This is a genomic window from Acinetobacter pittii (genome assembly GCF_022449185.1).
GTDB classification, from domain to species: domain Bacteria; phylum Pseudomonadota; class Gammaproteobacteria; order Pseudomonadales; family Moraxellaceae; genus Acinetobacter; species Acinetobacter pittii_I.
Map to the genome: position 1 here is coordinate 62,679 of NZ_JAKUKO010000004.1, position 12,234 is coordinate 74,912.

The 12,234-nt window shown below is 41.5% G+C and carries 8 protein-coding genes; all 8 read right to left on the reverse strand.

From position 1 onward, the window contains the following. Nucleotide 1: 1 nt before the first annotated feature. A complete protein-coding gene (gene phaD / locus MKX14_RS10655; RefSeq protein ID WP_133480969.1) occupies nt 2-1,813 on the reverse strand; it encodes a monovalent cation/H+ antiporter subunit D in 1,812 nt (603 codons plus the stop codon). Beyond that, entirely contained in the window at nt 1,813-2,181 is a 369-nt protein-coding gene (gene phaC, locus MKX14_RS10660; RefSeq protein ID WP_002115033.1) for a Na+/H+ antiporter subunit C, read from the reverse strand. Before phaC ends, phaD begins: the two co-directional genes overlap by 1 nt. Continuing rightward, nucleotides 2,178-5,027, reverse strand: coding sequence for a monovalent cation/H+ antiporter subunit A (gene phaAB, locus MKX14_RS10665; RefSeq protein WP_240282414.1), 2,850 nt, complete (start codon nt 5,025-5,027; stop codon nt 2,178-2,180). The genes phaC and phaAB overlap by 4 nt, the downstream gene beginning before the upstream one ends. A gap of 294 nt (nt 5,028-5,321) precedes the next feature. After that, on the reverse strand, nt 5,322-6,713 hold the full coding sequence (locus MKX14_RS10670; RefSeq protein WP_046812050.1) for an AAA family ATPase: 1,392 nt from the start codon (nt 6,711-6,713) through the stop codon (nt 5,322-5,324). 23 nt (nt 6,714-6,736) lie between these two features. Further along, nucleotides 6,737-8,239 (reverse strand): UvrD-helicase domain-containing protein, encoded by a 1,503-nt coding sequence (locus MKX14_RS10675; RefSeq protein WP_002114901.1) that lies wholly within the window; start codon nt 8,237-8,239, stop codon nt 6,737-6,739. Between the two features lie 9 nt (nt 8,240-8,248). After that, nucleotides 8,249-9,022, reverse strand: coding sequence for a bifunctional phosphoribosyl-AMP cyclohydrolase/phosphoribosyl-ATP diphosphatase HisIE (gene hisIE / locus MKX14_RS10680; RefSeq protein ID WP_133480963.1), 774 nt, complete (start codon nt 9,020-9,022; stop codon nt 8,249-8,251). Nucleotides 9,023-9,176: 154 nt separating this feature from the next. Continuing rightward, complete coding sequence (locus MKX14_RS10685; RefSeq protein WP_240282415.1) at nt 9,177-10,490, reverse strand: FAD-dependent oxidoreductase; 1,314 nt, start codon at nt 10,488-10,490, stop codon at nt 9,177-9,179. Nucleotides 10,491-10,614: 124 nt separating this feature from the next. Beyond that, nucleotides 10,615-12,234, reverse strand: a complete 1,620-nt coding sequence (ubiB, locus tag MKX14_RS10690; protein WP_240282416.1) for an ABC1 kinase family protein — start codon at nt 12,232-12,234, stop codon at nt 10,615-10,617.

A 12,234-nucleotide genomic window follows, 5' to 3' on the forward strand; every position in this document is an offset into this window, starting at 1 on the left:
GTTATGGCTCCATAGGTTTCAATTGAGTTTCATCAACAAGGGTTGGTGTTTGGAGCTTTTCCTGTTGTTGAATTTGCCGTTGTTTATATTCAGAAATATGTTCACCATTGAACATATTTTTCGAAATAATATCTGGAACAAGATAAGCATTATGATCTTCAACTTCACCGCCATACTTCGTTTCTGGTAAGTAACTTGGGTCATATGGCTGTACACTAATGAACTCACCATTTTGGTCTACTTTAAGAATAGAGTGTTGGTAAAGCGCATGGTCTTGGATCTGTTGTGCGGTATTTAACGTGTAATGCTGAATTGGTGCCGCAAAGACAACATAAGCGATTAAACCAGCCAAGAATAGATAAATGACATGATCATTACGTGGCGGTGCGCGTTCTGGTAAAGCATGATAAAGAATATAAGCTGGATGGATTGGATCTTCTTCGGGAGGAGATGCACGCCAGAATAAGATAAAACCAACACGTGTGAGTGCAATAATACTTAATAAGCTCACAACAAGCACAACACCAATAATCCAGCCTTGATAGCTAGCTTCAACTGTCGCTTGTAAAATAAATACTTTTCCAAGAAAACCACTAAAAGGTGGTAATCCAGCCATCATCATCGCAATCAAGAAATAAGTCAGCATAGCCGCTTTTTCTTGTTTGATTCTTGGGGCAACTTTTAAATGATCTTTAAAATCTCCACGTTGTGAAGTGATCCATCCACAAAATAGATAAAAAGCTGCACCAATCAATGTGCTGTGCACTAAGTAATATAAAGCACCAGACCATGCCTGCGTATTGGACATGGCAATTGCTGTAAGCAAGGTACCAATTGAAGAAAGGACCATAAAGCCGACAAATCGACGTAAACGATCTGCCCCAATTGCTGCAATCACCCCATAAAGAGAAGTAATTAAGCCAATAGGGAGTAGCCAGCTTTTTAAGATTTCTTGACTAAGCGCATCGTCAAATACTGTTCCATTTACACGTAAAATAGAATAGATCCCGACTTTGGTCATAATGGTGAAAATTGCAGCTACAGGCGTACTTGCAACAGCATACGTTTTTGGTAGCCAAAAACCGACAGGAAGCATTGCTGCTTTAATACCGAAAACAACAAAGAGAAGTAACGAACCCGCGACTGCTAATTTGTGTTGATCTGCTTCAAGTGTCGGTATAAGACGTGAGACATCCGCCATGTTGAGGCTACCCACACTGCCATAAATCATACCAAGTCCAATTAAGAAAAGGGCAGAGGCTAAAAGATTGATAATGACGTAGTGAACACCAAGCTGAAAACGAGGTTTGCCTTGTCCATGTAGGAGCAATACATACGAAGCCATCAGCAGGATTTCAAAAAAGACGAAAAGGTTAAATAAGTCGCCTGTTAGAAATGCACCACAGATTCCCATTAATAGAAAATGTACCATGGCATGGAAATAGCGACCACGGGTGTCCCAGTTGTCACTCGCATACCATAAAACTGGTACCGCCAATGCATAGGTCAGTGCCAGCATAAAAGCTGAAAGACGATCGAGTACAAGTACAATACCAAATGGTGCTGACCATTCACTTAATTGGTAAACAGTAATTTGCCCCGTGCTGGCATAACTAAGATAAACAATAGCGGTAATTAATCCGGCAATTGCTGAGACAAGGCTAATACCACGACGCCAAGGCTGACGCCAGTCATCTTTTAAGGAACCTGCCCCTGGGTTGCCTAAGAGTAATAAGATAAAACCAGTAAATGCTGGGATGAGAATGCTAAAAATAGGCGTGTGTTGTTGCCAAAAAGATAAAAAATCAAACATCACGGCTCATCCTCACGTGGGTCGTACGTTGGGGAAGCATCTTCTTTAGCATCAACATGATCACTACCTGATTCATAACGGCTACGTAGCGCAAGTTGTACAATAAACGCTGTAGTTGCAAAACCGATCACGATGGCAGTTAACACCAACGCTTGAGGAAGTGGATCGGTTATTTTTGTTGTTTCAGTTAAAATTGCTGGTGAGCTGATTTGTAATCGTCCCATAGCAAATAAAAATAGGTTTACTGCATAACCGATTACAGCCAATCCGAGCACAACAGGGAAAGTACGAGCACGTAAAATCAGATAAATACCTGTGGCAACAAGTAAACCAATAGCAGAAGCCAGTAAGAATTCTAAACTGATCATGATGATTCCTCCCGATTTGGTACAGGACCGGACATACTCGAATGACGAGAGTCGCCTAATACAGAGATGAGCAACATTGTCGCGCCTACAACGGTGATATAAACACCCAAGTCAAAACTTGCAGCTGAAGCTAAATGTAGTTTTCCTAGAATTGGTAATTCAACATAGACATGAGCACTCGTGAGGAACGGACGTAACCAGAACCATGCTGCTATACCAGTCAGACCTGCAATCGTTAATCCTGTGCCAATCCAGACTTCGTAAAGGCGGCCAGACTTTGCTTTTAACAGCTGTTCTGCCTGATCTTGACCTAGTGCAATATATTGAATGATTAGCGCCATTGAGGTGATTAGACCTGCAATGAAGCCACCGCCTGGATAGTTATGTCCTCGCAAAAAGATATAAACACTGACGACAAGCGCTAGCGGTAATACCCATGATGCTGTAATACGGAACATAAGCGGAGATGGATTAAAACGGTAGGTGAGACCTTGCGTCATGGTTGTGCCGTGTACACGCATACCATCCATAAGACATAGGGCACCAATCGCAGCGATGCCTAATACCGTAATTTCACCGAAGGTATCGAAGCCACGGAAGTCAACTAAAATGACATTTACAATATTTGAGCCACCACCAAGTGGTAAAGACTGTTGGGCAAAGAACCAAGAAATCGAATTATGATCACGGGTTAAAATGAGCCACGTAATCCAGCCAATTCCTAAACCTCCAATAATTGCTAAGGCAGCATCTCTCAAACGTCTAGAACGACGAGATTCATACGGCGTGAGCTGTGGAAGTAAAGATAAGCTCATTAATAAAAGAACAGTCGTTACAACGTCTACTGTAATTTGAGTCAGCGCTAAATCTGGTGCTGACATGGTGACGAAGACCATCGTTACCACTAGACCAATTGCACCACTAATAAGTACTGCCTTAATACGCTCATGGTGGAACCAGAGCATCATCCAACAGCCTGAGAACAACGTCAGCCAAAGAACTACAGCAATCCATGGAGCATGGGTGAGTTCACGTGTACCTGTGCTCAGCCCTTGATTGAGTAAAGGCAGAGTGACCATGATGATGCTAAAAGCAATGATCCAGAACAAATAACTTTGCAATGAACCATTTTCAGTTTTTTGTTTGATTTTTCGGCTTGTAAGCAGCAGATGTTTTAAAAATAAATCAAATAAGATGCGGCCTTGTAATCTGCCTAGACGTGGGTCAAGGTCAATTTTACGAATCATGCCGTCTTTTGCTAAAGCAAAGTAGAACAGCGTACCGCCCACTAAAGCAATAATACTCATCACAAGAGGAGCGTTGAATCCATGCCAAATTGCAAGATGTGTGCCTGCAAATTCTGGTTGCATCAAGCTTGCTCTAGTTACGCTATTTACCAGTGGTTCTACCAATAATGAAGGCAGAATGCCGACCAAGATACAAAGCACAGCAAGAAGAATGGCTGGAGCATGCATACCGATGGGTGGTTCATGTGCATCTTTATTTGGCACTTGTTTACCAATTGAGCCGTCAAAGAACACACCATGCACCAAGCGAATTGAATAACTTACTGCGAAGATACCAGCCAGAGTTGCAATGATGCTGGCAAATATAACCGTTGAGCCTGAAAGATTTGCCAATAGCTCGGCAAAGAACATCTCTTTTGAAATAAAGCCATTGGTAAGTGGTACACCTGCCATAGAAGCAGCGGTGATCATGGTGAGTGTGGCAGTGAAAGGAAGTAATTGCCAAATACCACTGAGTTTTCGAAGATCACGTGTGCCAGTTTCATGATCAATAATCCCTGCAAGCATAAACAACGCTGCTTTAAATGTTGCATGGTTAATAATATGGAAAATAGCAGCGGCAACTGCTAAAGGAGAACCGATACCGAGTAAACAAACAATAAGCCCTAAATGACTAATGGTTGAATAGGCTAACAGTCCTTTTAAATCTTCTTTGAAAATAGCAAAACACGCTGCCATACAGAGCGTAAATAGGCCGACAAACGTAACGATATTGTGATAGATCGCAGCGCCTATAAAGATTGGAAGTAAGCGGGCAAGTAGAAAAATCCCGGCTTTTACCATGGTCGCAGAGTGCAGGTAAGCGGACACTGGTGTTGGTGCCGCCATTGCATTAGGTAACCAAAAATGAAATGGGAACTGAGCACTCTTTGTAAATGCACCAAGCAAAATAAGCAATAACATTGGAATGAAGAGAGTGTGTGCTTGAATCGCATCTTTCATGCCCATGATTTCGCTAATTTCATAGGTTCCAGTGATTTGCCCCAATAGAACAAATCCACCTAGCATTGCTAAACCGCCCATTCCTGTAATAGTAAGCGCCATCCGAGAGCCACGTTGAGCAGCTTCATAATGACTCCAATAACCCACTAACAAGAAAGATGAAATACTGGTGAGCTCCCAAAAAACTAATAAAATAATAAGATTATTAGAGAGCGAAATACCCAACATTGCTGCCATAAATAGCATGAGTAACGTATAGAGTTTACTTAAAGAGTTTTTAGGGCCTAAATAATAATAGGCATAAATATAAATGAGTGTACCGATACCAGTAATCAGCAAAGAGAATAATAAACCAAGCGCATCGAGTCTGAAGCTTAGATTAATCCCTAATTGAGGTAGCCAATCCCAGCTTTGTTGAATGCTTGCACCACCAAGCACAGTTTTAGCTTGAGTCAGTAATAAACCAAAACTGGTTAAACTGACTCCAATTGCCCCTAAAGCCGTTACTCCACGCGAAAACCGTTGAAGCAATGAAACAAGGGTGGTGCCTAATATTAACGGTAATAAGATAATTATCGGTAGCACACTCGTATCCATATGTGATTTAGGTCGAAACCTAAAGGTGAAATTTTAATTTCAGAATAGATAGGAATTCAAAGAGAGTTCCAAAGCTTATTATTCCGAAAACCCAACCAAATTAGAAAATAAAGCGAGAAACAAGTTGTATTGCGCAACTTGAAGAATAACAACGCAAAATGAAATTTATTGTACACTAAAAAAGCATTAAAAATCTGATGTTATTACATGTAGTAACAACATCTAGTTGTTTTAGTGCCCAAAAAACTCACTCAACTATATATTTTGTGAGTGCGGTTTTTTCGATTATAAAACTCAAACCGAAGGGCTTTCTTCCGGTGTGTCTCCAGCATGAATCATTCTTAATAATTCATTTTTTTGTTGTTCATTTAAACTCTGAATCTGCTGAAATAAAACCTCAATCTGTGCGGGTGTTGGAGTTGGGTCTATTAAACTCAGGGGCTGTGCTTCTATAGATGGTGTTAATGATTCACTTCTTTGAAGTAAGGTGTAGATATGTTCAAGCTGTTGTTTGGTGGTGTTTAGATCAAGATGGCTAATTTTACCGTGTTCTAATTTTAGACATTGATAGGTCGAAGCATGTTCGAGGAGCTCTTCACGACTTCCTGTTGCAATAATTTGTAGGCATGGGAAGGCTTGATGAAGCCGATTTAAGATTTCGGAGCAATGCGTTGAGTCGAGCTGTGTATCAATCTGGTCAATGAGTAAAACGCCATCTCCCTCAAGGCAAGGGTTTAAGCTTAAAGGATTGAGTAAACAGAGTCGGCGGGCTATATCGCCTACTAAAGCAATCCAGGTTTTGGTTGTATTTGAAAGCTGCTGAAAAGGTAAGGTTTGATCTTCATAGTCGACCATGAGTTGCAGTCGAGGCTGATATTGTAGATATAGATCTTTAAGCTCAGGCAGAACTATATTTAATGCATTCTTGAGGGCGTAGAGATTGGGTGAAGTAAGCTGTTTAGGTTGCCCTGATAACTCTTTTTGAAGCTCATTTAATAATGCTGTTTGATCTTGCTGATCTGATTGTTTCGACCTAATCCGTTGTACGAGGTGAGCGGCTTGAGCATTTTCGATATCACTGATTTCTCGTAGCCATTCAAAAAAGCGTGTAAAAGTTGTAAACGGTAGTGGGCTAATATCATAGGCTGAAATGGCTTGAGTAATGCCGGGTAAATTTTTATTAAGCAGATTAATATCATTTACAAATCGCTCGGCTGGGTAGTAAGCGATTAAGGGAAGTCCTTGTAATGGATCTTTTTTTATGACTTGTTGATAAAGAGCCATGGTTTGGTCAAGTTGCTGAGTTTCAACTTGGCTCACTCCAATCCCACTTGCATTTAAGGTTTTAAAAAGTTTCCAGCTACATAGTGAAGAGTCTACCTGCTGAGCAGAGGTACTTTCTGGCAGGTGACCAATTTCTGAAGGAATTTGAATAGTCACTTCAATTTTTGATTGTAGACGCGACTGAGTAATGTCTTGATCAGGCATGACAATACCGGGACTACGCAAATCTTTAAGGCGAGCAGGGAGCCAAGTTAAAGCATGATAAGTATGTTTGAGTAACATACTTTTACCAGTTGCCTGTTCACCTAAAATTAAGGTGATTGGCTGTTTTTCATAGTGAAAGTGTATTTTAAGGTCGTGAAACAGAGCAATATGTTTAAATTGGACAGATTCAAGTTTCATAGGCTCACCTAAATATGAGCGCTTCAACCAACCGACTGACGAAGACTTAAAGGCGCCCTTAGTTTTAATTGTTGTATCAGATCATAAAGATGATGGATATTTAGACTTACTTTAGCACGAGTACAGGCAACGTACAGTAGTCTTAACTCTTCATCAGTAATCTTGTGTTCTAACCCATTAATTTTAAATTGATAGTCATCTTCAATATGAACACGGTTCCATTCTAAGCCTTTTGCTTTATGTGCTGTAGAGATGACATAGTCAGCTTGCTCAAGTGGTGTAATCTTTGCAAGCGCTTTTTTTAGTGGGTCAGTGCCGTGATCATCTACCAATTTAACCAATGGTTTAATATCACTGCCTTCATTGGTTTCACAGTATTCATGGACATCATGCCATGAATTGAACCATGCTAATTCAGGCACATCAGTAACCCGTTTTCCTTGCTTCAAGAGACTTGCGGCATCTACAAAACGGTTTAGCTTTTGATGGTCAGCCTGCAAACTCACTTTATCGCCGTGAACTAAGCCTGCTAATAAAAGCTCCATTGCCCGAGCATTGGTACGACACAAAATCGCATCACGCATTTTGGTATGCGGTTTATTGACTACACTCGATTTCTGGTTCGGATTACCAAGCAAAGGAACTGTCTCATTTAATCCGCCTAGCAATGCATTGGCAACATCCGCAATCGTTTCACCAAAACGAAAAGAAGTGGTGAGGCGAGACTCTGGTAAGGGCAATTGCTGCATGGCATTGATTGCACCACGCCACGCGTAGATTTGCTGATGTGCATCACCTACATAGATAACCTGAGTACTTTTTTGGCGAAGTAAAATACCCAGCATTAAAGGATCAGCGTCTTGTGCTTCATCAAATAAGACATAATCGGCTGGGATGTTAGGTTCAGACAATGCCCAAAGTTTGAGGTAAATGTCGTGACCAATTCCTGCCTGATGATTTGGGTCGATGGACTCTAACCAACGGCGCTCTACAGCAGGGTAAAGATGAGTTTGTAGCTCGGTAATATCATCCGGATGTAACCAGTTGGGCGCCTGAATATGTCGAGGAGCTGGATATTGAGAACTGGTTGAACAGAAATAGCTGACAGCATTAGCGACAAGGCTTGCGAGGCGACTTGGCATCAAGACGTATTTTTCATAACGTCCACCCATCATGCGTCGTAAGGTAATTGGTTCTAGTCGATATTCTTTTGCAATAAAGCTTGGGCTTAAGCGAGGCAAGCGTAATTTATCAGTCACACCTCGTGGCACACTGCGAAACGCGAGTGAGTGAAAAGTCCGGCAGTCTACATTACGATGAAATTTGTTTTGTGCTTCGCCAGCAATGGCTTTGTTAAAAGCCAAATACATACCGCGCCGTTCAGGCATGGCATCACTAATCATTTGTAACGTAGTAGTTTTACCTGTACCCGCATAGGCAATCACTTTAAATGATTGCCCAAGACGTCCGTTATCTATGGCAATAGCTTGCTCATAGGTGGCTTTAGGTTTTTCGATATTCGACACTGAGTGATTTTAAACCTTGTTGCGGTTAGCTTTTTCAACTAAACCAGATAAACCCTGACGACGAGCTAATTCGTCAATAATAAGTTGTGGATTAAGATCGAAATAACCCAACATGACAATGTTATGGAACCACAAATCGGCAGTTTCATAAATCAAGTCATTTAAATTGCTTTCTGTATTTTGAGCAGCGTAGTCTTTCGCAGCAATAATAGTTTCTACGCTTTCTTCGCCGACTTTTTCTAAGATTTTATTGATGCCTTTTTTATAAAGGCTTGCAACATATGAAGTGTCCGCTTCAGCTTGCTTACGCTCTTGCATCAATTGCCCTAAGTGAGCAAGTACATCCACTTGTTCTGTCGTGTGAGCGTGATCGTGGCTTTCAGTTTTGGCTTTATCGCCATAAATTGCAGTAGGGTCCTTTAATTGTGCATCGACAATTTCCCAACCCTGTGGGGTAAGTTTACGGTAGAAACAAGACTCACGACCTGTATGGCACGCGATACCACCGTGTTGCTCCACCTGTAATATAATTACATCACCATCGCAGTCTAAACGAATTTCATAAACCGTTTGGAAATGACCTGATTCTTCACCCTTGTGCCAAAGTTTTTGGCGAGAGCGAGAGAAATACACCGCTTGATTTTTTTCTGCTGTGAGCGCAAGTGATTCACGGTTCATCCACGCTACCATCAAAATACGTCCGGTTTGATGATGTTGAGCAATGGCAGGGATAAGACCTTGTTCGTTAAATTTTACTTCATCGAGCCATTGCGTGTTATTCATGAGGAATCACCAAAGAAATATGAACTATAAATTGATTTCAATCTGATGCTAAAAAATAGCTTGTATAGTGTACGGCATCAACGTCGCTTTGCGGAAAAATTCTTTGTCCTTTTTGTCTTTGTTAGCGTAATGAATAGTTTGTATTCAATTACTTTTAATAGTCAGACAGAGATTCGCTTTCTAAATGAAATGCACTGTTTTCTTTAGGCAATTGAGCTACCTGATCATAATCAAGTTGCTTGAATGGCCCTGTTTTTAAGCCTGAAATTGTAATTGCCATTTCTTTTCGAAAATAAGGGATTTGATACATCCACGGAAAAACTAAATCTCTTAAACCTCCAGCCCACCAATGATCAGATTGATAAAGTGGTGTTAGTAAGCGACTAAGAAATTGATAAAACTGGGTGGATGAACGGCGGAGCTGGTGGTAGTGCTGCCAGAGCAAGGACCAGTCAATATTCTGGTTCTTTTGAGCATGTTGCAATGATTGAGAGAAAGCCCAAGCATCCAATAATGCCATATTTGCACCTTGACCTAACTGTGGACTCATTGCATGAGCGGCATCGCCAAGCACACCAATTCGACCCTGACCAAATTGAGTCATGACTACATCACGGTAGTTTGCAGATAGCCATTTGGGCTGAGTTTGACTGTTATACAAAATTTCTTTCAGCCATTCTGCAACTTTGGGCCAACGCTCAGAGACTTGCTTTAACCAAGCTTGTTTAGCCTGCTCATCTTGTAAAAAGCTTTGTAACTGGGGAGTAGGTAAGCTCCAAAAAACACTTGAAAGGCGTTGTTGAGGTTCTGTTGGAATGGCGCCTGTAGGAAGAATTCCCATCATAATTTTCGAGCGATCATAAAATTGATGCAAAATTTCAGAATCGAGAACTTGGCACTCAGGTACGATACTCCATGCCGCACCCCAAGGGTAGGCTTGGTCAACCTTTACCCATGCTTTAGGGCGTAACTGACTACGAGCACCATTGGCAATAAGTACAGCATCAAAGCGAGCATCAAAATTTTGATTTTGATGACTTCCGAATAGCCGAATTTCATCGTTACGTTCTTCAAAACTTTCAACAGAGTGGTTCATACACCAAGTAATCTGGCTTGAATATTCGCTAAGTTTTTGAGTGAGTACATGACACAAAGTGGCTCGGTGTATACCTAGACCATAGAGGTTTGCTGATGCTTCGTGATAATGACTGTTAACTAAAAGGCGCTTGTCCGGAAGTTGTCCTTCTAGGCCTGTGACTCTTGCGCCTAATGGCAGCGCTTTATCGAGCACACCTAAATGTTCAAATACAGCTAAGCCCGCAGGCTGGAGTAATAAACCGGCACCTACCGGAGATAACTCATCAACTTGTTCAAAAATAGTAACGTTATTGCCTTGGCGGGCGAGTAAAATCGCAGTCGCTAAACCTGCTGTACCTGCACCGATAATGGCAAAATGAGGTGTTTTCATTGTTTGTTCTTTTGAAGCATTTATAGCTTCAATTTAGCAATGAACGAATAGCTGATCTATAAATTTTTTGAAAATTAAATTTTTCCTATAAAAAAATCCCTTGCACTGGCAAGGGATTTTGAACTTATTTCAATATACGCCAAAGCGCTAGTAAACTACTCAGCACAATTAGAATAATCGAAACAAACCAAGGGCTAATAATTGCAATAGTCAGTAAAATCAGCATAGTACTGCCGAACATCCAGCTACGGCGTTGCTGATGTTCCATTTGCAAACGAAGTTGCTGAATTTCGCGTAACTGGCGGTCTTGCCAAGCCGACTGATTTTTTAAACCATTTAAGCTATCAATAATTAAGCTTGGGAAATCTTGAGCGCCTAAAAGCAGGTCAGGTAATTGCTGGCCGAGTTCTTTTACATTTTTGACTGGATTCATGTTGGATTTGACCCATTCCGTCAAAATTGGTTTTGCCAATTTCCAGATGTCGAGCTGCGGGTAAAGGTCAGTCCCTAGGCCTTCTACATGCACTAAAGTTTTGAGTAGCAGCATGAGCTGTGGCGGAATCTCAAGATGGAAGCGTCGAGCAATATCCATCACTTGAATTAAGATACCCGCAAAATCAAGCTGGTCCATTGGTTTAGATACCATTGGCCCAACAGTGCGGCGCATTTCACGTGCGAGAGCATCTTGGTCTGTACCCGGTGGAATCCAGCCAGCTTGATGCACAATTTGAATGAGCTGCATAAAGTTGCTGTTCATGACAGCAAGCAACATACGGGCAACTGTCATCTGGTCGTGTTTAGATAGCTCTCCCATAATCGCACAGTCCAGTGCAATAAAGCGTGGATTGCTTGGATTAATGGTTTCTACAAAGACATTACCGGGATGCATGTCGGCATGGAAAAAGTTATCGCGGAATACTTGCGTAAAGAAAATAGTTAACCCTTTTTCTGCAAGTTGTGCGCGATCCATGCCTAAACGGTCAAAGGTTGCTGTATCTGAAATAGGCACGCCAGTAATGCGCTCAGCCACCATGACATCTTTGGTGTCCATGTAAACTTCTGGCACATACATCATGGTTGAGCCAGTAAAGTAATGGCGCATACGACGGGTATTATCAGCCTCAATACTCAAGTCCAGTTCATTTAAAATGATCTGGCGGTAGTCTTGAATAATTTCAGTGAGATGCAACGCACGAGCAGTTTCAAGGCGGCTTTCTAAGGTGTTGCCTAGCCAAGCTAAAATTTCAAAGTCTTGTAAAATCTGGCTACGAATGTCCGGACGAGTAACTTTAACAACAACTTCACGGCCATCATGCAGTGCAGCAGTATGCACTTGGGCAATTGAAGCAGCAGCTAATGGTTGGTCATCAAAGCGGGCAAATAGAGTATTTACGTCTGCTTTTAAAGAATCTTGAATACGTTGTTTGGCAACATTGCTATCAAACGGTTTTACTTGATCTTGAAGTAAAACCAGTTGAGCGAGTACCTCAGGTGGAATTAGGTCACGGCGAGTAGACAGTAATTGACCAAGCTTGATTGCAAGTGGTCCCATATCTTCTAAAGCTTCTTTAAGCTTTAAAGGATTTTTACGTTCACGACTCGACCATGCAGCTGGATGCATTTTAATAATATTTAATGCATGCTGAGCTTTAACTGGTAATTCATCCGCAGGGAACAACGTATCGAGTCTATAGTGCGCTGCAATACGCCAAAGTTCGAGTAAACGTGAAACGTGCGGAATCAT